The 20,856-nt window shown below is 63.3% G+C and carries 20 protein-coding genes, 1 tRNA gene, 1 pseudogene and 1 riboswitch; of the genes and pseudogenes, 12 read left to right on the top strand and 10 right to left on the bottom strand.

What is annotated here, in order from left to right; all coding sequences use genetic code 11:
- Positions 1–43: 43 nt before the first annotated feature.
- From hpnC to BLW40_RS00205, 4 genes are all read left to right on the top strand, one after another.
- The gene (gene hpnC / locus BLW40_RS00220) at positions 44–892 is read left to right on the top strand and encodes a squalene synthase HpnC (protein WP_244511003.1); all 849 of its coding nucleotides are present in this window, start codon (positions 44–46) and stop codon (positions 890–892) included.
- A gap of 18 nt (positions 893–910) precedes the next feature.
- On the top strand, positions 911–2,131 hold the full coding sequence (locus BLW40_RS00215; protein WP_074764377.1) for a hydroxysqualene dehydroxylase: 1,221 nt from the start codon (positions 911–913) through the stop codon (positions 2,129–2,131).
- A 97-nt stretch (positions 2,132–2,228) separates the two neighbouring features.
- A complete protein-coding gene (locus BLW40_RS00210) occupies positions 2,229–2,825 on the top strand; it encodes a superoxide dismutase (RefSeq protein WP_074764375.1) in 597 nt (198 codons plus the stop codon).
- Between the two features lie 165 nt (positions 2,826–2,990).
- Positions 2,991–3,458 carry a lysozyme gene (locus BLW40_RS00205; protein WP_074764373.1) on the top strand — a complete coding sequence of 156 codons (468 nt, stop codon included), beginning with the start codon at positions 2,991–2,993 and terminating at the stop codon, positions 3,456–3,458.
- A gap of 74 nt (positions 3,459–3,532) precedes the next feature.
- Here BLW40_RS00205 and BLW40_RS00200 read toward each other — a convergent pair.
- The 5 genes from BLW40_RS00200 to gyrA form a co-directional block, all read right to left on the bottom strand.
- Positions 3,533–3,608 (bottom strand) — tRNA-Lys (locus BLW40_RS00200).
- Between the two features lie 69 nt (positions 3,609–3,677).
- The gene (locus BLW40_RS00195) at positions 3,678–4,226 is read right to left on the bottom strand and encodes a peptidylprolyl isomerase (RefSeq protein ID WP_074764371.1); all 549 of its coding nucleotides are present in this window, start codon (positions 4,224–4,226) and stop codon (positions 3,678–3,680) included.
- A gap of 12 nt (positions 4,227–4,238) precedes the next feature.
- Positions 4,239–4,733 carry a peptidylprolyl isomerase gene (locus BLW40_RS00190; protein ID WP_074764369.1) on the bottom strand — a complete coding sequence of 165 codons (495 nt, stop codon included), beginning with the start codon at positions 4,731–4,733 and terminating at the stop codon, positions 4,239–4,241.
- 15 nt (positions 4,734–4,748) lie between these two features.
- Positions 4,749–5,261, bottom strand: a complete 513-nt coding sequence (coaD, locus tag BLW40_RS00185) for a pantetheine-phosphate adenylyltransferase (RefSeq protein ID WP_074764367.1) — start codon at positions 5,259–5,261, stop codon at positions 4,749–4,751.
- Positions 5,258–7,963 carry a DNA gyrase subunit A gene (gyrA, locus tag BLW40_RS00180; RefSeq protein WP_074764365.1) on the bottom strand — a complete coding sequence of 902 codons (2,706 nt, stop codon included), beginning with the start codon at positions 7,961–7,963 and terminating at the stop codon, positions 5,258–5,260. Before gyrA ends, coaD begins: the two co-directional genes overlap by 4 nt.
- 229 nt (positions 7,964–8,192) lie before the next feature.
- On the opposite strand from gyrA, the gene ssb reads away from it, so the two are divergent.
- Positions 8,193–8,702: a single-stranded DNA-binding protein gene (gene ssb, locus BLW40_RS00175; protein WP_074764363.1), complete on the top strand. Its 510-nt coding sequence runs from the start codon at positions 8,193–8,195 to the stop codon at positions 8,700–8,702.
- 248 nt (positions 8,703–8,950) lie between these two features.
- Positions 8,951–10,600 (top strand): methyl-accepting chemotaxis protein, encoded by a 1,650-nt coding sequence (locus BLW40_RS00170; protein ID WP_074764361.1) that lies wholly within the window; start codon positions 8,951–8,953, stop codon positions 10,598–10,600.
- A gap of 55 nt (positions 10,601–10,655) precedes the next feature.
- Here the strand turns inward: BLW40_RS00170 and BLW40_RS00165 are convergent, their stop codons facing one another.
- Complete coding sequence (locus BLW40_RS00165) at positions 10,656–11,243, bottom strand: TMEM165/GDT1 family protein (protein ID WP_074764359.1); 588 nt, start codon at positions 11,241–11,243, stop codon at positions 10,656–10,658.
- A gap of 10 nt (positions 11,244–11,253) precedes the next feature.
- Positions 11,254–11,436, bottom strand: a riboswitch (yybP-ykoY riboswitch).
- Positions 11,437–11,572: 136 nt separating this feature from the next.
- On the opposite strand from BLW40_RS00165, the gene BLW40_RS00160 reads away from it, so the two are divergent.
- Positions 11,573–13,252 (top strand): methyl-accepting chemotaxis protein, encoded by a 1,680-nt coding sequence (locus BLW40_RS00160; protein ID WP_074764358.1) that lies wholly within the window; start codon positions 11,573–11,575, stop codon positions 13,250–13,252.
- Between the two features lie 105 nt (positions 13,253–13,357).
- On the top strand, positions 13,358–16,213 hold the full coding sequence (gene uvrA / locus BLW40_RS00155) for an excinuclease ABC subunit UvrA (RefSeq protein WP_074764356.1): 2,856 nt from the start codon (positions 13,358–13,360) through the stop codon (positions 16,211–16,213).
- Between the two features lie 416 nt (positions 16,214–16,629).
- Here uvrA and BLW40_RS17555 read toward each other — a convergent pair whose 3' ends face one another.
- Entirely contained in the window at positions 16,630–16,833 is a 204-nt protein-coding gene (locus tag BLW40_RS17555) for a hypothetical protein (protein ID WP_170834494.1), read from the bottom strand.
- Here BLW40_RS17555 and BLW40_RS18145 point away from each other — a divergent pair.
- Positions 16,790–16,945: pseudogene (locus BLW40_RS18145) on the top strand (OmpA family protein); the annotation flags it as partial. The gene BLW40_RS17555 and the pseudogene BLW40_RS18145 sit on opposite strands and share 44 nt — an antisense overlap.
- 225 nt (positions 16,946–17,170) lie before the next feature.
- On the opposite strand, the gene BLW40_RS17550 reads toward BLW40_RS18145, so the two are convergent.
- Together BLW40_RS17550 and BLW40_RS00145 are read right to left on the bottom strand one after the other, a co-directional pair.
- Positions 17,171–17,365, bottom strand: a complete 195-nt coding sequence (locus BLW40_RS17550) for a hypothetical protein (protein ID WP_170834493.1) — start codon at positions 17,363–17,365, stop codon at positions 17,171–17,173.
- 114 nt (positions 17,366–17,479) lie between these two features.
- On the bottom strand, positions 17,480–18,025 hold the full coding sequence (locus tag BLW40_RS00145) for a pseudouridine synthase (RefSeq protein ID WP_074764352.1): 546 nt from the start codon (positions 18,023–18,025) through the stop codon (positions 17,480–17,482).
- A 50-nt stretch (positions 18,026–18,075) separates the two neighbouring features.
- On the opposite strand from BLW40_RS00145, the gene BLW40_RS00140 reads away from it, so the two are divergent.
- Positions 18,076–18,396, top strand: a complete 321-nt coding sequence (locus BLW40_RS00140) for a peptidylprolyl isomerase (protein WP_074764350.1) — start codon at positions 18,076–18,078, stop codon at positions 18,394–18,396.
- 52 nt (positions 18,397–18,448) lie between these two features.
- Here the strand turns inward: BLW40_RS00140 and BLW40_RS00135 are convergent, their stop codons facing one another.
- Positions 18,449–18,868 (bottom strand): DUF4170 domain-containing protein, encoded by a 420-nt coding sequence (locus tag BLW40_RS00135; RefSeq protein WP_074764348.1) that lies wholly within the window; start codon positions 18,866–18,868, stop codon positions 18,449–18,451.
- 325 nt (positions 18,869–19,193) lie between these two features.
- Here BLW40_RS00135 and BLW40_RS00130 point away from each other — a divergent pair, with 325 nt between their 5' ends.
- Both BLW40_RS00130 and trmFO read left to right on the top strand, forming a co-directional pair.
- Positions 19,194–19,445 carry a hypothetical protein gene (locus BLW40_RS00130; protein WP_074764347.1) on the top strand — a complete coding sequence of 84 codons (252 nt, stop codon included), beginning with the start codon at positions 19,194–19,196 and terminating at the stop codon, positions 19,443–19,445.
- 53 nt (positions 19,446–19,498) lie between these two features.
- A complete protein-coding gene (trmFO, locus tag BLW40_RS00125) occupies positions 19,499–20,854 on the top strand; it encodes a methylenetetrahydrofolate--tRNA-(uracil(54)-C(5))-methyltransferase (FADH(2)-oxidizing) TrmFO (RefSeq protein ID WP_170834496.1) in 1,356 nt (451 codons plus the stop codon).
- Positions 20,855–20,856 lie beyond the last annotated feature (2 nt).

Below are 20,856 nucleotides of genomic sequence, written 5' to 3'. Positions count from 1 at the left end.
TATATGCGGCCTCCTCACCGATACGTCCATGGAAGGATTCGCCGTGACCAGCGCCGCAGCCCCTTTGTCTGCCGCCGCCAGCAAGACCGCGAACGAGGAGAATTTCCCGGTCGCATCCCTGCTGCTGCACAAATCGCGCCGCGCCACGGTGATGGCCTATTACCATTTCGCCCGCCATGCCGACGACGTCGCCGATTCCGCCGCTTTGACCGGTGAGGAAAAGGTGGCGGCGCTTGATGCGCTCGAAGCCGGGTTGCGCGGGACCAAGGACGGGCCGGACCTAGCCACCGCCACCGCGTTTCGCACCGCCGTGTCCGGCGATCTTGCCCTGATCGAGACTGCCGCCGAGTTGCTGAACGCGTTTCGTCGCGACGCGCTGCGCAATTATTGCGCCGATTGGGCCGATCTTTTGAGTTATTGCCAGTCTTCGGCGGCACCGGTCGGGCGCTTCCTGCTGACGTTGCACGGTGAGTCGGCCGAGACCTTTCCCGCCAACGACGCGCTGTGCGCCGCCTTGCAGGTGTTGAACCATCTTCAGGATTGCGGCAAGGATCTGCGCGAGTTGGACCGGGTCTATATCCCGGTCGATCTGCTGACCGCCGCCGGTCTGACCCGCGACGTCCTGCGCCAGCCCGCCAGCCCGGCCGCGTTGCGCCGCGTCCTCGACCAGATGCTCGACCTCACCGATGGTCTGATCGCCGATGCCCGCCCCTTGGTCGGCAAGATCGGCGATGTCCGGCTGCGGCTCCAGACCTCGATCACCGTCCGGGTCGCCGAAGTCCTGTCGAAGCGCTTACGCAGCGGCGATCCGCTCGCCACCCGGGTCAAGCTGTCTCCGCTCGATTACGCCGGTGTCGTCGTCGGCGGCGTCCTGCGCGGCGTGATGGTCTAGGCGCAGGGTCGCATCATCATGTCCGCATCCAAACGCCTTCATGTCGTCGGAGCCGGTCTGGCCGGTCTGGCCGCCGCTGTTGCCGCTGCCCGGGCCGGTATCCGGGTCTGTCTCTACGAATCCGCCGGTCATGCCGGAGGGCGATGCCGCTCGTTTCACGATGAGAAGCTGGGGCGGCTGATCGACAATGGCAGCCATCTGCTGCTGGGCGCCAACAAGATCGCCTTGAGCTATGCCCGCGCCACCGGCGGGATCGAGGCGATGGTCCCTGCCCCGCCCCGGTTCGATTTTTTCGATCTGGCCGACCAATCGCGCTGGACCGTCAGCCCGACCCGCCTGCCCGCTGGACTGGGCGAGATTTTACTGGCGCTCGGGCTGCCCTGGACCGGATCAGAGGCCAGTGTCGCCGACCGTCTGGGGCAAAGCCGGGGCTATGCCCGCTTCTGGCGGCCACTGTGCGAAGCGATCCTCAACACCACCCCCGAAGAATCCTCGGCCCGGATGTTTTCGTGGACGATGCGCCGCGCCCTGCTGGGCGGCGCGCCTGCGTTGTCGCCCTGGACCTTTCCGCTGGGGCTGTCGGCGGCCCTGGTTGCCCCGGCCCTGGCCACTCTGGGCAGTTTCGGCGCCGAGATTCACTTTCGCTGCCGCCTGACCGGGGTAGCGGCGGACCGCCTTGAGTTCGAGGACCGGTCGGTCGGTCTCGGTCCCGACGACCGCGTGATCCTGGCCCTGCCGCCCTGGGCGGTTCCGTCGGTTCTCCCCGGCTTCGACCTCGTCCTGCCGACCCGGACCATCGTCAACGCCCATTTCCGCCTCGACCAGCCGATCGCCCTCCCCAACGGTGCGCCGTTCCTCGGGCTGGTCGGCGGCTATGGGCATTGGCTGTTCCCGCGCGGCGACGTGTTGTCGGTGACGGTGTCGGCGGCGGAAGGTCTGGTCGATCGCCCGGCCGACGAGATCGCCGCGCTTTTGTGGAGCGAAGCCGCCCGCGCCATCGGGCTGTCCGCTCAGACGGTGCCTCCGGCACGGGTCATCAAAGAACGCCGGGCCACCCTGGCCCACGATCCGGCAACGATCCAGCGCCGCCCTGGTCCCGAGACCGCGATCCCCGGAGTTTTTCTGGCTGGAGACTGGATTCAATCTCCCTGGCCTTGCACGATCGAAGCCGCCATCAGCAGTGGTTTATACGCATCACAACGGGCATTGGAACAAAAGACCCTATCCTTTGGGCAGTAAGACCCTTCACATCGACTAGATTAATGCCTATCTTTCCCAGGATGGTTTAGACAGCTTCTAAGCCAAACGAGAACATTCTGAGAGAGCGAGGTACCCCATGGCCTTCGAGCTTCCGCCGCTTCCGTTTGCCATTGATGCGCTGGAGCCGCACATCTCGGCACGAACCTTTGAGTTTCATCACGGCAAGCATCACGCCGCCTATGTCAACAACCTGAACGGCCTGATCAAGGACACCGATCTGGCGTCCAAATCGCTCGAAGAGTTGATTGTGCTTGCTGCCGCCGACCTGCCGGCCAAGCAGGGCATCTTCAACAATGCCGCCCAGGTGTGGAACCACACCTTCTTCTGGAACTGCCTGACCAAAGGCGGCGGTGGCCAGCCCGGTCCGCGCCTGCTGGCTCGGATCGAGGCCGATTTCGGCAGCTTCGACGCGTTCAAGATCGAGTTCAAGACGGCGGCCACGACCCAGTTCGGCTCGGGCTGGGCCTGGCTGGTCGAAGAGAACGGTAAGCTGAAAATCACCAAGACCGCCAATGCCGACCTTCCCCTCGCCCACGGCCAGAAGGCCCTGCTGACCGTCGATGTGTGGGAGCACGCTTATTACCTCGATTGGCAAAACCGCCGCCCGGATTTCGTTCAGGCCTTCCTCGATCATCTCGTCAACTGGTCGTTCGTCGAAGCCAACCTGGGCTGATCCGTCCGGTTCTGTTTCGACTGCCCTGCCCCCCTGGAAGTCACCCTTCCAGGGGGTTTTTCATCGGCGGCAACATCCCTGAGTTGCCAATCTTTCTGGAATCAGCTTATAAAGGGCGTGAACAAAACGTGATCTTGCCAAGATCGTTCACGGGGGGCTTCCGAGATGAGTGCAACCACGTTGATCCGATCCTGCAATGAAGCAGGAAAGGATATCATTCGCCAGTGCGAGGGATTGCGGCTGAAAGCCTATCTTTGCCCGGCGGGGAAATTGACCATCGGCTATGGCCACACCGGGCCTGACGTCAAAACGGGAATGACGATCACCGAAGAGGACGCCAATACCCTGCTCTCTCGGGATCTGGTCGCCGCCGAGAAAGCGATTGCCGGTGTGGTCAGCGTTACGATCACCGATAACCAATTTTCCGCGCTGGTCTCGTTTGTGTTCAATCTAGGGGCCGGAAACTTTTACGGCTCGACCCTGCTGAAGAAGCTGAACGCGAACGATATCTTTGGTGCCGCTGACGAGTTCCCGCGCTGGAACAAGGTCAATGGACAGGTGCTGGCCGGGCTGACCCGGCGTCGTGAGGCCGAGCGGACGCTGTTTCTCAGCGACGCGACCAAGTTGACATAGGACCGAAGCGAGGTGCCGAGTCGGCAAAACGAAAAAGCCCCCAGGAAATCGAAATTTCCTGGGGGCTTTTCATTTGGTGGGCCCGCCGGGACTCGAACCCGGGACCTCTCGATTAAAAGTCGCTTGCTCTACCAACTGAGCTACGGGCCCTCACCAAAGGGCGCTCACCATATTCAGGTGAGCGCGCTTCGTCAATCTCCAGTTTTCAACTTCGACCGACTATTTCTTAACGTCAGAGAGAATGCGGGCACGGACCAGCTTATCCGGCTTGCTGACGAGGCCGTTGTCGCTGGGATCGCCCTTCTTGATCCGATCGACCAGATCCATCCCCTCCAGCACGGTCCCGACGATCGTATAACGGCCGTCGAGGCTGGGGGATGAGCCGAGCATGATGAAGAACTGCGAATCGGCGCTGTCGGGGCTGTTGGCCCGCGCCATGCCGACGACACCGCGCACGAACGGCTCGCCCGAGAACTCTGCCCGCAATTTGGTGCCCGAACCGCCGGTGCCGGTGCCGGTGGGATCGCCCCCCTGCGCCATGAAGCCAGCGATCACGCGGTGAAAGGGGGTGCCGTCATAGAAGCCCTTGCGGACCAGTTCCTTGATCCGGGCGACATGAATCGGCGCCAGATCGGGACGCAGCTCGACCTTCACCGTTCCGGTGGCCAGATCGAGCATAAGCGTATCTTCGGGCTCGGCGGCAAAGACCGGAGCCAGGGTGGCAAGCAGCAGAAAAACCGCGGCGGCGGCACCTTTCAATGCAGACATTCTCTCGTCACCTCATGGATTGGCGTCTTCGGTTTCGACATCGGCGGCGACCCGCAGGCTGAGGATCGAATCCGGATTATCGACATTGCCGTTGCGAAGCACACTGCCCTTCTTGATGGCATCGACATGGTCCATCCCGTCGATCACCTGCCCCCAGATGGTATATTGGCCATCAAGATGCGTCGCCGGTTCGAACACGATGAAGAATTGCGAATCGGCGCTGTCGGGATTGCTGGCGCGGGCCATCGAGCAGGTGCCGCGCACATGTTTTTCCGCCGAGAACTCGCCCTTCAGCTTCACGCCCGACCCACCGGTGCCGTTCCCCTTCGGGCACCCGGTCTGAGCCATGAACCCCTCGATCACCCGATGAAATTTCAGCCCGTCATAAAACTTCTGCCGGATCAGTTCCTTCAGACGAGCGACATGATTCGGCGCCAGATCCGGACGCAGCTCGATGACGACCCGTCCCCCCTTAAGCTCCAGGTGCAGAATATTCTCGCTGTCCACGCCTTCCTCCCCTTCTTATGGCCGGTCCCCCGAGCCGAACTTGCAATCCAGCCTCGACTTCACAGACGGGCTGACGAACTGAGAAATGTCGCCCCCCAGGCGACCGATCTCCTTGACGAACCGTGACGAGATGAACTGGCAGCGCTCCGAGGCCATCAGGAAGATGGTTTCGATATCGGGGGCGAGGCGGGCGTTCATCCCGGCCATCTGGAACTCATATTCGAAATCCGAGACGGCGCGCAGCCCCCGCACGATCAGATTGGCCCCGCATTCCCGGCAAAAATTCATCAGCAGCGAGTCGAACGGCCGCACCTCGATACTGGTACCGAGTTGGGCGGACAGATCGGCCATTTCGGCGGCAACGATCTCCACCCGCTCCTCCAGCGAGAAGAGCGGCCCTTTTCCGGCATTGGCCGCCACCGCGACGATCAGATGATCGACCAAACCGGCGGCGCGGGCGACGATGTCAAGGTGACCGTTGGTCACCGGGTCGAACGTGCCGGGATAAAGTCCGACCCGCCTGCTCATGCCGCGTCTCCTCCAGACAGGGGCGGAGCCTCGCCCTCGCCGATTTCGCTATCGCCGACGCCGTCGATTTCCCCCTCGCCGTCGCCAGGACCACCCCCCAGATCGCACAAACGGGCCGCCGATACCACCCGTTCGCCTTCGGCGGTCCGCAGCAGCGTTACACCCTGGGTCTTGCGACCGGCGATTCGAATGTCGAAGACCGGCATCCGGATCAGCTTGCCGCCGTCGCTGACCAGCATGATCTCATCCTCGTCGCCGACGGGGAACGAAGCAACCACCGTACCGGTCTTGGCGGTCATGTCGATATTGGCGATGCCCTGCCCGCCCCGACCGGTGATGCGGTATTCGAACGCCGAGGTCCGCTTGCCAAAGCCGTTCTCGGTGACGGTGAGGATGAACTGTTCCTCGCCCCGCATCCGCTCGGCCTGCTCGGGCGGCAGATCCCCGCGCGAGAAGGCGTCGCGGGTTTCGCTGTCGTAATCGACATGGGCGAGGATCGACATCGAGATCACCTCGTCGCCCTCTTCCAGCCTCACCCCGCGCACGCCGGTCGAATCGCGTCCCTTGAACTCGCGGACTTCCTGGACGGCAAAGCGGATCGCCTTACCCATCCGGGTCGCCAGCAGCACGTCGTCGCTTTCGGCCGAGCAGGTCTGGACCGAGATCAGCCGCTCGTCCTCGCCCAGCTTCATCGCGATTTTGCCGTTGGCGCGCACCTCGGCGAAATCCGACAGACGGTTACGACGGACGTCGCCGCGCGAGGTCGCGAACATCACATGGAGATCGCCCCACACCGCTTCGTCCTCGGGCAACGGCATGATCGTCGAGATCGTCTCGCCCTCGTCGAGGGGAAGCAGATTGACCATCGCCTTGCCCCGCGCCTGCGGCGTGCCGAGCGGCAGGCGGTAGACCTTCAGCTTGTAGGCAATCCCCGCCGAGGAGAAGAACAGCATCGGCGCGTGGGTGCTGGCGACGAACACCTGATTGAGGAAATCCTCTTCCTTGATGTTCATCCCCGAGCGGCCCTTGCCGCCGCGCTTCTGGGCACGATAGGCCGACAGCGGCACCCGCTTGATGTAGCCGGTGTTGGTCACCGTCACCACCATGTCCTCGCGGGCGATCAGATCCTCGATATCGGCTTCGAACTCGTTTTCCTCGATCATCGTCCGGCGCGGAGTCGCGAATTGCTCGCGGATTTCGGCCAGTTCTTCCTTCATCACCTCCAGCCGCCGCGTCCGCGACGACAGGATTTCAAGGAATTCGACGATCTGCGCCCCGATCTCGCGCAATTCGTCGCCGATCTTGTCGCGCTCGAGCCCGGTCAGGCGGTGCAGACGCAGATCAAGGATCGCCTTGGCCTGGATTTCGGACAGACGATAGGTCCCGTCCTCGATCCCCCGTCCCGGTTCGTCGATCAGCCGGATCAACGACTCGACGTCGCCGACCGGCCAGGCCCGTGCCATCAATTGCTCGCGGGCGGTGCCGGGATCGGGCGCGGCGCGGATCAGCCGGATCACCTCGTCGATATTGGCGACGGCAATCGCCAGACCGGCCAAGACGTGGGCGCGGTCGCGGGCCTTGCCCAGTTCGAAGATGGTGCGGCGGGTGATCACCTCCTCGCGGAAGGTGACGAAGGCGGCGATGATGTCCTTCAAGGTCATCATCTCGGGACGGCCGCCGTTCAGCGCCAGGGTGTTGACCCCGAAGCTGGTCTGGAGCGGGGTGAAGCGATAGAGCTGATTCAGCACCACTTCGGCGATCGCGTCGCGCCGAAGCTCGATCACCACCCGCACCCCGTCGCGGTCGGATTCGTCGCGCAGGTCGGAAATGCCTTCGATCTTCTTGTCGCGAACCAACTCGGCGATCTGCTCGAGCATCCGCGCCTTGTTGACCTGATAGGGCATCTCGGTAACGACGATCGCTTCGCGGTCCTTACGAATGTCCTCGAAATGGACGCGGGCGCGCAGAACCACCGAGCCACGCCCGGTCAATTGGGCGGCGCGGATTCCGGCGCGGCCAAGAATGGTGCCGCCGGTCGGAAAGTCCGGGCCCGGCACCAGTTCGGTCAGCCGGTCGGGCGTCACCTCGGGATCGTCGATATAGGCGCAGCAGGCGTCGATCACCTCGCCCAGATTATGCGGCGGGATGTTGGTGGCCATGCCGACGGCAATGCCCCCCGCACCATTGACCAGCAGATTGGGGAACCGCGCCGGCAGCACCGTCGGTTCGAACGAGGATTCGTCGTAATTGGCCTGGAAATCGACGGTTTCCTTGTCGATATCCTCGATCAGCGAGTGGGCGACGCGGGCCAGGCGGGCCTCGGTATAGCGCATCGCCGCGGGCGGATCGCCGTCCATCGAGCCAAAATTGCCCTGACCGTTGATCAGCGGCAACCGCATCGAAAACGTCTGGGCCATCCGCACCATGGCGTCATAGATCGCGCTGTCGCCATGGGGGTGATACTTACCCATGACGTCACCGACGATGCGGGCCGATTTGCGGAACGGCTTATTGAAGTCGTAACCGGCCTCTTTCATCGCGAACAGAATACGTCGATGGACCGGTTTCAATCCGTCGCGGACGTCGGGAAGCGCCCGGCTCACGATCACGCTCATCGCGTAATCGAGATAAGACCGCTTCATCTCATCTTCGATGGTGACCGGAGTAATATCGAATTGTGGCGACGCAGGAGGGGTGGTCAACGATGTCTTCCCATCGGTTGCACTAGACTTTGGGCATGACCACACCGGCACCAGCAACCATGGATTGCGGCGACCGGACGGCTATGGAGGCGCACGCTACCAGATATCGTGCAGAGCGACAACCGCGCGGCCATCATTCCTCTTCCCGACGTGGAAAAGAGGCCCCTTTCGCCGCCCGGCGCCATGGTCTAAAGTTCGCCGCCTTGATCATTCGCGGGGACAATGCGCCATGGCTGGCAGCGTCAATAAAGTCATTCTCGTCGGCAATCTGGGGCGCGACCCCGAGGTGCGGACCTCTCAGGACGGGGCGAAGATCGTCTCTCTCAACATCGCCACCTCGGAATCCTGGAAGGACCGCGCCAGCGGCGAACGCAAGGAAAAGACCGAGTGGCACCGGGTGGTGATCTTCAACCCCAATCTCGCCGACGTCGCCGAGCGCTATCTGCGTAAGGGCAGCTCGGTCTATATCGAAGGGGCTCTCCAGACCCGCAAATGGACCGATCAGTCCGGTCAGGAGCGGTACACCACCGAAGTGGTGATCGGACGGTTCAAGGGTGAGCTGACCCTGCTGGGCGGCCGCGAAGGCGGCTCTGCCGGCGGCGGCGGCGGCGGCGGTGGCTTCGGCGGCGGCTATGACGATGCTCCGCCGCGCCAGGGCGGCGGTGGCGGTGCGGCGCGTCAAGGCGGTGGCCAGAGTTGGGAACCTCCGGCCGATCTTGACGACGAAATTCCGTTCTGACCTTCGATCACTACCGACGGTCCATTTATCAGCGGGAGGCTCCACCAGGGGCCTCCCGTTTTCCGTTTCGAAGGACAAACGATCTGGACTCTGCCGGAACGATGGCCTATCGGGGAACGCGAAGGGAGACGGTCCCTTTTATCGATCCCGGTTTGCTGCCCGAATCTTTTATTTGCGGCAGGCGAATCACGTTCAGGTTTTTATCCTAGGGGAAATACACCGTGCCGAGGCTGGGTCTTTCAGGAAAAATGCTGATCGTTGTGGCGACCAGCGTCGTCGGTTTCATTCTGGTCGCGAGTCTGGGAATGGTCTTCCTGCACGAATCGATGACCGCCGACCGCATCGCCAAATTGCGCAGCGTTACCGACATCGCCCGCTCTTTTACGCAAGAGCACTATGACCGCGCCGTCAAAGGCGAGTTCACCCAGGACGAGGCGCAAAAGCGGGTCCGCGATCAATTGCGCGCCGTTCGCTATGACGGAGCGGAATATCTGTTCATCTATGCCGAGGATGGGACGTGCATGCTCAGCCCCGGCCGCTCCGAGCGGGAAGGCAAGAACTCGCTTGGCATCAAAGACGTCAACGGATTGCCCTTCATCTCGCGGATGATCGACGTGGCCAAGGCGGGAGGTGGGCCGGTGTTCTATCACTTCACCCGTCCCGGTTCGGAAACTCCGCTCCCCAAAGGCTCTTACGCCCAGTTCTTCGCCCCCTGGGGCTGGATGATCGGCTCTGCCGTCGCCATCGACGATATTGAAGCCGAATTCCGTTCGGCCGCGCTGAAATTCTCCGCGATTGTCCTGGTGATCACCCTGCTGACCACCGCCTTGGTGATGGCGATGGCCCGCCATATCGCGATGCCGCTGAAGCGGTTGACCGAGACGACCACCCAATTGGCCAGCCAGAATTATGCAATCGAGGTCACAGAGACCGAACGCAGCGATGAGATCGGCTCGCTGGCGGTCTCGATCCGGGCCTTGCGCGATATCGCCCGCGAGGCGCAGTCCCTGCGGGACTCGCAGGAACAGATCAAGCGGCAGGTCGAGGAAGAGCACCGGACTGCCGCCCGCTTGATGGCGGATTCGTTCGAGAGCAGTGTCAAACAGGTGACCGACGTCATCGCCACCTCGGCTCATGCCATGCGCGATGCGGCCCAGAGCCTGACCGGAGTGGCGAACCAGACATCGGCCCAGGCCAGCGACGTCGCCTCGGCCGCCGATCAGGCCTCGGCCAAGGTACAGACCGTCGCCGCCGCCTCGGAGGAATTGTCCGCCTCGATTCGGGAAATCAGCCGTCAGGTCCAGCAATCGGCGATGATGTCGTCCGACGCGGTGGCCGAGGCCGAACGCTCCGACCGGCTGGTCCAGGGGCTGGCCGAGGCGGTCGGGCGGATCGGCGACGTGGTGCGCCTGATCAACGACATCGCCGCCCAGACCAACCTTCTCGCGCTCAACGCTACCATCGAAGCGGCGCGGGCGGGCGATGCGGGCAAGGGCTTTGCCGTCGTCGCGGGGGAGGTCAAGCACCTTGCCAACCAGACGGCGCGGGCGACCGAGGAAATCGGGGCTCAGATCAGCGCGGTTCAATCCGCCACCGCCGAAGCGGTGGGGGCGATCCGCATCATCGGCGGCACGATTGGGCGGATCGATGGGATCGGGACGGCGATTGCCGCCGCGGTCGAGCAGCAGCACGCCGCGACCTCGGAAATCTCGCGCAACATCCAGCAAGCGTCCGAAGGAACCCGTCAGGTCACCGATTATCTGGGCGATCTGGCGATGGCGATCGCCGATGTCGAGAAAACCTCGGGCGGCGTTCTTTCGGCGTCCTCCAACCTGACCGAACAATCGAAGCGGCTGGATGGCGAGGTCGGGACGTTCCTGCACACCATCCGCGCCTGACAAACTGACAACAAGAGGCTGATATCCGAGTGCGGGTATCAGCCTCCCCCCTCTCCTACCCTAATTGCTTGATCAGATCGGCCCCGACCTTGCTGAGGGTTAGGATTCCCATGATCGCGAACAGGATCGCGGCGACGATGTGGACCAGCCGCAACGGCAGCCGGGTCGCCGCCGCCTCGCCCAGCAGGACCGCCGGGACGTTCGCCGCCATCATGCCAAGGGTGGTACCGCAGGTGACCAACAGCAGATCCTCGTACCGCGCCGCCAGAGCAACCGTCGCGATCTGAGTCTTGTCGCCAATCTCGACCAGGAAAAATGCAACCGTAGTCGCGAGAAAAGGACCGAAACGCTCGCCGATTCCGGGGGCGTCGTCATCAATTTTGTCGGGAACCAGAATCCAGGCGGCCATCGCCAGAAACGACATCCCCAGCGCCCAGCGCATTGTCTCGCCCCCCAGCCAGGCGGCGACCGCAGTCCCGGCCCAGGCGGCCAATCCGTGATTGGCCAGGGTCGCGACCAGGATACCGAAAATGATCGGAAGGGGACGGCGGAACCGGGCCGCCAGCACCAGCGCCAGCAATTGGGTTTTGTCGCCGATCTCGGCAATCGCCACGATCGCGGCGGAAACAAACAAAGCGTCCATAATCACTCTTGGGGGCTGGGCTGACGGTAAACCAATGGCTTTGCGCCCCGCCCACCCCCCTGGTGTCGGTCGCCAAGCCAAAGGTCTCGCCAAGCGACCGATGCCGGATGCGCCATGAGCCATGCCGGCTCAAGTCTGTTGACGCATCCCCCCCGGATCAAGCCGAGGGAGGCTACTCCCCAATGACGATCCACACCGTAAATGCATACCCTCTGATCCGCAAGCGCGTTTGCCGTTTAACTATTTGTTTGGAACAATCTGGCAAAATTTCATACCGATGCATATGTCATCGGTGCGTTCGTGCGTACTCGTCCGGGTGGAGAGAAACGATGGCCTCCAAAATGGGGATTTCCGGCAAACTTTTGATTGTTGTCGCCGGGAGCATTGTCGGCTTTGTCGTCGTCGCAACCTTGGCGATGTTCTTTTTGCGATCAATCATGGTGGAAGACCGGGTCGTAAAGCTGCGAAATCTAGTTGAAGTGGCTCAGGGCATTGCCCTTGACCATCAAACTCGCGCTGCCAAAGGCGAGTTCGATCAGGCCGAAGCACAAACCCGGACCCGCAACCTGCTGCGCGACCTCCGCTACGATAAGGACGAGTATTTCTTTATTTATGCGGTGGATGGAACGGCGGTAATGGTTCCCGGTAATCCCGACCGCGAAGGCAGCAACGCGATCGAAACCAAGGATTCCAACGGCGTCCTTATCGTTCGCCGTCTGATCGAGCTGGCCCAGGGCGGCGGCGGCTCGCTGTTCTACCAATTCCCCCGTGCCGGTTCGACCGTCGCAATTGACAAGCTGTCCTATGCCGAACTCTTCAAGCCGTGGGGCTGGATGATGGGGACCGGCATCTATATCGACGATATCGAGGAGATTTTCTGGGACAAGGCACTTCATTTCGCCGGTCTGGTCCTGCTGGTCACCCTCCTGTCGGGAACATTGGCCTTGGGCGTGGCCCGTCACATCGCCAACCCGCTCAAGCGCCTGTCGGCGATCACCAACCGCTTGGCCAATCAGGATTACGATACCAACGTCACCGAAACCGAACGGACCGACGAAATCGGTTCGCTGGCGCAGTCGATTCTGACCCTGCGCGATGCCGCCCGCGAGGCGGCGACGTTGCGCCGCGAGCAGGAATTGTCGAAGTTGCGCGCCGAGGAAGAGCGTCGCCGCGCCGCGATGGTGATGGCGGATTCCTTCGAAAGCAGCGTCAAGCAGGTTTCCGACGTCATTGCCGCCTCGGCCGGCACCATGAAACATGCGGCGGAATGTCTGACCGGGGTGGCCCGTCAGACCTCGTCTCAGGCGACCTCCGTTGCCGCCGCCGCCGAACAGGCTTCGACCAACGTCCAGACCGTGGCGTCCGCTTCGGAGGAATTGTCGGCCTCGATCCGTGAAATCAGCCGTCAGGTTCAGCAATCGGCGACGATGTCGGCCGAGGCGGTCTCCGAAGCTCAGCGCACCGACCAACTGGTCAAGGGCTTGGCCGAGGCGGCGGGCAAGATCGGCGACGTGGTCGGTCTGATCAACGACATTGCGGCCCAGACCAATCTGCTTGCGCTGAACGCGACGATCGAAGCGGCCCGCGCCGGTGAGGCGGGCAAGGGCTTTGCCGTTGTCGCCAACGAGGTCAAACACCTTGCCAACCAGACGGCGCGGGCGACCGAGGAAATCGGGGCCCAGATCGGCGCGGTTCAGGCCGCCACCACCGAGGCGGTGGGCGCGATCCGCATCATTGGCGGTACCATCGGGCGGATCGACGAAATCGGCGCCGGGATCGCCGCTGCGGTCGAAGAGCAGCATGCCGCGACCGCCGAAATCTCGCGCAACATCCAGCAGGCCTCCGAAGGCACCCGTCAGGTCACCGACTATCTGACCCAGTTGGCGGCGGCGGTGGGCGAAGTCGGCGAAACCTCGAACGGGGTTCTTCACGCTTCGCACGATCTCGCGGTTCAGTCGAACCGTCTCGACCAGGAAGTCGGCACCTTCCTGAACAGTGTCCGGGCCTGACCCGGCGACCCGTGCGGCGGATGGAGTGACGGAGGGGCTTTATCCCACCCGGGAAACCCTCTACCATCCGCCGCCGGTTCACAGTTCGACGAAGGCTGAACAACGATGAGCGGTGCCATCCGGGTTCGCGGAGCCCGCGAGCATAATCTGAAAAGCGTCGATATCGACATTCCCCGCGACAAACTGGTGGTGATCACCGGCCTGTCGGGTTCGGGCAAGTCGTCTCTGGCGTTCGACACCATCTATGCCGAGGGACAGCGCCGCTATGTCGAGTCGCTGTCGGCCTATGCCCGCCAGTTCCTCGAACTGATGCAAAAGCCCGATGTCGAGAGCATCGAGGGCCTCAGTCCGGCGATTTCGATCGAGCAGAAGACGACGTCCCGCAATCCCCGCTCGACCGTCGGCACCGTCACCGAAATCTACGATTACATGCGCCTGCTGTGGGCACGGGTGGGCGTGCCGCATTCGCCGGCGACCGGACTGCCGATTGAAAGCCAGACCGTCAGCCAGATGGTCGATCGCGTCGAGACGATGGACGACGGCACCCGGCTTTATCTGCTTGCGCCCTATGTGCGCGGCCGCAAGGGCGAGTATCGCAAGGATCTGCTCGAGCTTCAAAAGAAGGGGTTTCAGCGCGTCAAGGTCGATGGCACCCTCTACGAAATCGACGCCGTTCCCGCCCTCGACAAGAAAAAGAAACACGACATCGACGTCGTTGTCGATCGCCTGGTGATCCATCCCGGTCTCGGCAACCGGCTGGCGGATTCGATCGAAACCGCGCTGTCCCTCTCCGACGGGCTGTGCATCGCCGAGAACGCCGAGACCGGCGAGCGAACGATCTTTTCGGCCAAGTTCGCCTGCCCGGTCTCGGGCTTCACCATCGAGGAAATCGAGCCCCGGCTGTTCTCGTTCAATAACCCGTTCGGAGCCTGCCCCGCCTGTGACGGTCTGGGCGTCAAACTTTATTTCGATCCCGAACTGGTTATTCCGAACCCCGATCTGTCGCTGCGCGAAGGGGCGATCGCGCCGTGGGCCGGATCGACCTCCCAATATTACCTGCAAACCCTCCAGGGGCTGGCGGCGCATTACCGCTTTGGCCTCGATCTGCCCTGGTCGGCTCTGCCCGAACGGGTGCGCGAGGTGATCTTGCACGGTTCCGGCACCGAAGAGATCACCATCGAGTACGAGGATGGCTTTCGCGGCTACCACACCAAGAAATCGTTCGAGGGCGTGATCCCCAATATGGCCCGGCGTTTCCGCGAGACGGATTCGTCTTGGGTGCGGGAAGAATTGTCGCGCTTTCAGGGCACCGCGCCGTGCGAGGTCTGCGGCGGGGCGCGGCTGAAACCCGAAGCGCTGGCGGTCAAGATCCGCGGGCTGCATATCAGCCAGACCGCCGAAATGTCGATCGTCGCGGCGCGCGACTGGTTCGGCGAGCTGGATCTTCATCTAACGCCGAAGGATCGCGAGATCGCCCGGCGCATCCTGCGTGAGATCAACGACCGCCTCGGCTTCCTGGTCGATGTCGGCCTCGATTACCTGACGCTGGGACGCGGTTCGGGCTCGCTGTCGGGTGGGGAAAGCCAGCGTATCCGGCTGGCCAGCCAGATCGGCTCGGGCCTGACCGGGGTGCTCTACGTGCTGGACGAGCCGTCGATCGGCCTGCATCAGCGCGACAACGACCGGCTGCTGGCGACGTTGAAGCGGCTGCGCGACATCGGCAATTCCGTGATTGTCGTCGAGCATGACGAAGACGCGATCCGCAGTGCTGATTATCTGATCGACATGGGGCCGGGAGCCGGAATTCACGGCGGCAGCGTCGTCGCCGAAGGCACCCCCGCCGAGGTGATGGACAATCCCGCCAGTCTGACCGGCCGCTATCTCACCGGTCATCGCCGGATTGATCTGCCGGCCGGGCGTCGCCCCGGTTCCGGCGCGGCGTTGTCGCTGGTGGGCGCGCGCGGCAACAATCTGAAGGACGTCACCCTCACCGTTCCGTTGGGGACGCTGACCTGCATCACCGGAGTCTCGGGCGGCGGCAAATCGACCCTGGTGATCGAGACGCTGTACAAGGCGCTGGCCCGCCGTCTGATGGGAGCGCGCGAACAGCCGTCTCCGTTCGACCGGATCGACGGAGTCGAACATCTCGACAAGATTATCGACATCGACCAAAGCCCGATCGGACGAACGCCCCGCTCGAATCCCGCGACCTATGCCGGAGCCTTCACCCCGATCCGCGACTGGTTCGCCGAACTGCCGGAAGCGAAGGCGCGCGGCTACAAGCCGGGCCGGTTCTCGTTCAACGTCAAAGGCGGACGCTGCGAAGCCTGTCAGGGCGACGGGCTGATCAAGATCGAGATGCATTTCCTGCCCGACGTCTATGTCCAGTGCGACGTCTGCAAGGGGCGGCGCTACAACCGCGAAACGCTGGAGATCACTTTCCGCGGCAAAAGCATTGCCGACGTACTCGACATGACCGTCGAGGAAGCCGCCGAGTTTTTCAAGGCGGTTCCGGCGATCCGCGACCGGATGGTGACGCTGCAACGGGTCGGGCTTGGCTATATCCATCTTGGACAGCAGGCCACCACCCTGTCGGGCGGCGAAGCCCAGCGGGTCAAGCTGGCCAAGGAGCTGTCGCGCCGCGCCACCGGGCGGACTCTTTACATTCTCGACGAACCGACCACCGGTCTGCATTTCGAGGATGTCCGCAAATTGCTCGAAGTGCTCCAGGCTCTGGTCGAGACCGGCAACACGATTGTCGTGATCGAACATAACCTCGAAGTGATCAAGACTGCCGACTGGATCGTCGATCTTGGTCCCGAAGGGGGTGATGGCGGGGGCAGCATCGTTGTCGCCGGAACGCCGGAAGACGTCGCCGCCTGCCCGCAGAGCTATACCGGCCAGCATCTCGGCCCGATCCTGGCCCGTCATGCCGCTCCGGCGGGACCGGGCCGCTTCTGACCAATGGTGAGGGAGGAGACGTCGAGAGGCGGCCTCCTCCGTTAATCAATCCGCGTCGGCTCATAATCCGGATTCTGAATGTCTTGTCTGGAAGGGGAGGGGTTAACCCTTTCTTTTTTAAACAAATTCGTCTGGCGTCAACCAAGTCGTCACCCGGGTCACTCTTAATCAAAGTCAACCTTTACTGTTGGGTTGACAAGAGAACGCCTCCCCGGGGATTTGCCGATCAACAATAAAAGGGCTGGACAGACAAGACGAACCTAAGACAGTCTGAACGGATCAATCGGTCTTTGGTGTTCTGTCTTGATGCTCCCGGCTCGCCCCATGCGGTTCATCCGTCTCCTCGTTGCCCTGACCGGGCTGGCGGGGCTGGCTGCCTGCTCGTCGGCTTCCGTCGATACGGGCCATCATCAGCTTCAAGACAGCAACGCGTCTCCCGCCCCTGTCGTCGCCGCGCCCCCTCCCCCTGCCCCGCTTCCGCCGCAGCCGCCCCAAGCCGCTCCGGCCATCGAGCGGCCGACGCAGCCGATCATCGTCCATTTCGCCTCGAACAAAGCCGAGATTTCCGCCTCGACGATGCAAAGGCTGTGGGACGCCGCGCCGGGATTGAAGGCGGCCAAGCCAGACGAAATCCGGATTTCCGGCTTTACCGATGCCCGGGGGGCAAAGACTTACAACCGCGCGCTGTCGGAGCGCCGCGCCCGCGCCGTCGCCGAGCAACTAATCAAGCTGGGAGTGACCGCCCCGGTGATCGAGATCGTGGGCAAAGGCGAAAGCCGCCCCACCCCGTCTGTGCCCCATCCGTCACAAAATGACGACCGTCGGGTCGAGATCACCTGGGGGCCGGTCGAGTCGGCCGCCTTGGGCCTGACGCCACCGCCGTCAACCGGTGTTGACGCTGCTGCGGTGTCTCACGCCTCCACCCTGTCAACCATGGTTGACACCGGTGCCGACTCCTCAGTAATAGCTCGCGATCCGGGCCTGAAGCTGGCGGACCGCGACCGCCTGAGCGCGGCGGCAGGTTTCGGGGTCGATCCCGCTCGGGCGCGTTTGCACCGGGAGGGACACCACCATCTCGGCCGCCTCGGCTTCCTCCATCCAACCCTGGGTGTCGCTGCGGGCCAAGTCGCCCTTGTATTTCCGTCCCATCATACCCTTCCGTCGGCGCTGTCGAACCACGAAGCCGGACCGGCGCGCCCCCAACCGACTTCGAGCCGGATCATGGCGGTCAATGATGGCGTTATGACGGTCGGAGTGATGACAATTTCAGGGCAGGCCGCGCCACTGACCCGGAGCCAGTCCATCCAGGCTCCACTCCCCCACCGCCCAGCGGATCAGCCGCAGGGTGGGAAAGCCGACCGCAGCAGTCATCCGGCGGACCTGACGGTTACGCCCTTCGCGTAGCACCAGTTCCACCCAGCGGGTGGGGATGGCTGCACGGGTACGGATCGGCGGGTCGCGCGGCCACAATTGCTCGGGCTCATCGATCAGTCGCGCTCCGGCCGGACGGGTCGGGCCATCCTTCAGCATCACCCCCTGGCGTAACGCGGCCAGTGCCGCTTCGGTCGGGATCCCCTCGACCTGGGCCAGATAGGTCTTCGCCATCTTGTGGCGGGGATCGGCAATCCGGGCGATCAGTGGGCCGGAATCGCTCAAGACCAGCAATCCTTCCGAATCGCGGTCGAGCCGCCCGGCCGGATAAACCCCCGGCTGGTCGATATAGTCCTTCAGCGTGCGCCGCCCGCCCTCGCGGTCGGTGAATTGGCACAGCACGTCGAACGGTTTGTTGAACAGGATCACCCGTGGCGGCATTGGACTAGCTCGGTTACAGTGTCGGCCTTTTTCAAATTTCGGAGCATCCCATGTCCGCCCAGATTCGCGCCGCCCATATCCTGTTGATGTACAAGGGCTCGATGCGGTCCCAATCGACCCGGACCAAGGACGAGGCGTTGTCGGCCATCACCGAGATTCTCGACGAGATTCGCGACGGGGCCGATTTCGGCCAGATGGCCAAGGAATATTCCGACTGTCCGTCGGCGGAGGAAGGCGGCGATCTCGGTCATTTCGGCCCCGGAGCGATGGTCCCCGAATTCGACCGGGCCGCGTTCGCCCTGGCCGTGGACGAGGTCAGCGGGGTGATCGAAACCTCGTTCGGCTACCATCTGATTCATCGCGTCGAATAGACCGGATCGGGTCCGGAGCGGGGGCCTCCCCCGCTCCGCTTTCCCGCCATCGTCACCCGGCGGACAGCCCACGCCGCTTCAGATCGGACTCTGTGCACAGGTCGAAGCGGGTCAGCGCGCTATCGACGGTACGTCCCGTCAATTCGCGCCACGTCGCCAGCGCGGTCGGGCGATCGAACGGCCCCAGCACCTCCAGGCGGCGGTCAGCGGCAATGGTGGTAAAGTCGGTACCGGTATATTCGCCGCCAACGACATACCAACTGGCGGCCGCGCTCGCGGCTCCGTCACCGCTTTCGCGGATGAAATAGCGGACCATCGCATTATCGACGGTCTTGCCGGTCAGGGCGCGCCAACATTCATGAGCCTCGCGCTCCTCGAACGGGCCGAAGGTTTCTTCGGCCTGACCGGAGGCCAGGGCGGTAAAGGTGGTGTCGGCATACTCGCCACCGACGACATAATAAGTCCTGGCCATATGTCCTCCTAGAGCCCTTCTCGTCCGGACGGCGTCCAAGCGCAAAGGGCGACAAGCCCACGCGACGTTTGAGCCACGCCAGCCCCGCAGCGTCTGCGGCCTTGAGCAAAAATCAGGAACCGGATCCATCGTGGAGTGGAAACGGCCCCCGATCACCTCCGCTTATACCCAAATTCAGACTGGGAAGAAATGATCCGGCCGGTTTGTTTTGGGCAGAATTTGCCGGGTCTGGTTCGCTAACGATGGCTGACTTTCGCCGTCTCCCGATCTGGCACGCAGTCTGCATGGAAGTAGCAAACGCTGTCTAGGCCATGGAGTGTGCGCCATGCAATCAGTTTCCGCGATCCCCAGCCACCTTTTACTGAACCGCAAGGACGAGGCCGACACCCATTCGACTGAGTCGGAACAACGCGGTCCGTCCAGCACCTTCGCCACCTACGCCTTCGGTCCGATCGACACCTCCGATGGCAAGAGCGTCACCGACGCCAAGGCGGTGAGCGGAACCAGCTCGATCGGAGCCGCGACCGGAGCCGGAATCGGCTGGCTGACCCAGTTGGCGGCCCAGCAGAAGAGTTAGGCTCCCTCCCCACCCCCTGGACAGATGCCGCCGAAGCGGCTATGTCGGGGGGTATGAGCGAACATCCCATCCACGTCGTCGGCGGCGGGTTGGCCGGGTCGGAATCCGCCTGGCAACTCGCCCAGGCCGGCCTTCCCGTCATCCTCCACGAAATGCGCCCCGTGCGCCAGACCCCGGCCCATCACAGCGATGGACTGGCGGAACTGGTTTGCTCCAATTCATTGCGCTCGGACGATGCCGATCACAATGCCGTCGGTCTTCTGCACGAAGAGATGCGGCGGGCCGGATCGCTGATTTTGTCCGCCGCCGATGCCTGCAAGGTTCCGGCGGGCGGCGCGCTGGCGGTCGATCGCGAAGCCTTTTCCGCCCATGTTCAGGCCGCGTTGGAAGCCCATCCCAACGTCACCATCCGCCGCGAGGAAATCGCGGGGCTGCCTCCGGCCGAGTGGGAGCGGGTGATCGTCGCGACCGGTCCGTTGACCTCGGCCCCGCTGGCCGAGGCGCTGGCGGCCCTGACCGGCGAGGATTCGCTGTCCTTCTTCGACGCCATCGCGCCGATCGTGGTGCGCGACAGCATTGATTTCTCGAAGGCGTGGTTCCAGTCGCGCTACGACAAAGGCGACGGCTCGGACTACATCAATTGCCCGCTGTCGCGCGAGCAATATGACAGCTTCATCGACGGCTTGCTGGCGGGAGACACCGTTCCGTTCCGCGATTGGGAAAAAGACACCCCCTATTTCGAGGGATGCCTGCCGATCGAGGTGATGGCGTCGCGCGGGCGCGGAACCCTGGCCTTTGGCCCGATGAAACCGGTCGGGCTGACCGACCCCAACGGACCGAAGCCGTTCGCGGTGGTCCAGTTGCGCCAGGACAACGCGCTGGCGACGCTCTACAACATGGTCGGCTTCCAGACCAAGCTGCGCCATGGCGAGCAGGTTCGGCTGTTCCGCACCATTCCGGGGCTGGAGAATGCCGAATTCGCCCGACTGGGCGGTCTGCACCGCAATACCTTCGTCAACGGGCCGCGCGTGCTCACGCGGGATCTGACCCTGAAAGCCGAGCCCCGGTTGCGTTTGGCCGGACAGATCACCGGCTGCGAAGGCTATGTCGAAAGCGCCGCGATCGGCCTGCTGGCGGGTTGCTTCACCGCCGCCGAGGCCCGTGGGCGCGACCTGCCCCCGCCGCCGCTGACCAGTGCGCTCGGGGCGTTGCTCGCTCACGTCACTGGCGGGGCGCTGGCCGAGACCTTTCAGCCGATGAACGTCACCTTCGGCCTGTTCCCGCCGCCGCCCGAACGGGACGAGTCAGGACGCCGGGTCAAGGGACGCGAGCGCAAGAAACTCTATTCGATCCGGGCACGGAACGATATCGCCCCCTGGCTGGATACCCTTCGCTCGTCCCTCGCTTAAGG

This window comes from Magnetospirillum fulvum, assembly GCF_900108475.1.
Lineage (GTDB): Bacteria > Pseudomonadota > Alphaproteobacteria > Rhodospirillales > Magnetospirillaceae > Phaeospirillum > Phaeospirillum fulvum_A.
This window is presented reverse-complemented; position numbering and strand designations above follow the sequence as displayed.

Excerpts from the sequence above, each read along its gene's own strand:
- BLW40_RS00170 (WP_074764361.1), top strand. The coding sequence starts at position 8,951 with ATGCTGATCGTTGTGGCGACCAGCGTCGTCGGTTTCATTCTGGTCGCG.
- BLW40_RS00210 (WP_074764375.1), top strand. The coding sequence starts at position 2,229 with ATGGCCTTCGAGCTTCCGCCGCTTCCGTTTGCCATTGATGCGCTGGAG.
- ssb (WP_074764363.1), top strand. The coding sequence starts at position 8,193 with ATGGCTGGCAGCGTCAATAAAGTCATTCTCGTCGGCAATCTGGGGCGC.
- BLW40_RS00165 (WP_074764359.1), bottom strand. The coding sequence starts at position 11,243 with ATGGACGCTTTGTTTGTTTCCGCCGCGATCGTGGCGATTGCCGAGATC.
- coaD (WP_074764367.1), bottom strand. The coding sequence starts at position 5,261 with ATGAGCAGGCGGGTCGGACTTTATCCCGGCACGTTCGACCCGGTGACC.
- BLW40_RS00130 (WP_074764347.1), top strand. The coding sequence starts at position 19,194 with ATGCAATCAGTTTCCGCGATCCCCAGCCACCTTTTACTGAACCGCAAG.
- BLW40_RS00135 (WP_074764348.1), bottom strand. The coding sequence starts at position 18,868 with ATGGCCAGGACTTATTATGTCGTCGGTGGCGAGTATGCCGACACCACC.
- BLW40_RS00195 (WP_074764371.1), bottom strand. The coding sequence starts at position 4,226 with ATGTCTGCATTGAAAGGTGCCGCCGCCGCGGTTTTTCTGCTGCTTGCC.
- BLW40_RS17550 (WP_170834493.1), bottom strand. The coding sequence starts at position 17,365 with ATGATGGGACGGAAATACAAGGGCGACTTGGCCCGCAGCGACACCCAG.
- BLW40_RS00205 (WP_074764373.1), top strand. The coding sequence starts at position 2,991 with ATGAGTGCAACCACGTTGATCCGATCCTGCAATGAAGCAGGAAAGGAT.
- BLW40_RS00145 (WP_074764352.1), bottom strand. The coding sequence starts at position 18,025 with ATGCCGCCACGGGTGATCCTGTTCAACAAACCGTTCGACGTGCTGTGC.
- uvrA (WP_074764356.1), top strand. The coding sequence starts at position 13,358 with ATGAGCGGTGCCATCCGGGTTCGCGGAGCCCGCGAGCATAATCTGAAA.
- BLW40_RS00215 (WP_074764377.1), top strand. The coding sequence starts at position 911 with ATGTCCGCATCCAAACGCCTTCATGTCGTCGGAGCCGGTCTGGCCGGT.
- trmFO (WP_170834496.1), top strand. The coding sequence starts at position 19,499 with ATGAGCGAACATCCCATCCACGTCGTCGGCGGCGGGTTGGCCGGGTCG.
- BLW40_RS00140 (WP_074764350.1), top strand. The coding sequence starts at position 18,076 with ATGTCCGCCCAGATTCGCGCCGCCCATATCCTGTTGATGTACAAGGGC.
- BLW40_RS00160 (WP_074764358.1), top strand. The coding sequence starts at position 11,573 with ATGGCCTCCAAAATGGGGATTTCCGGCAAACTTTTGATTGTTGTCGCC.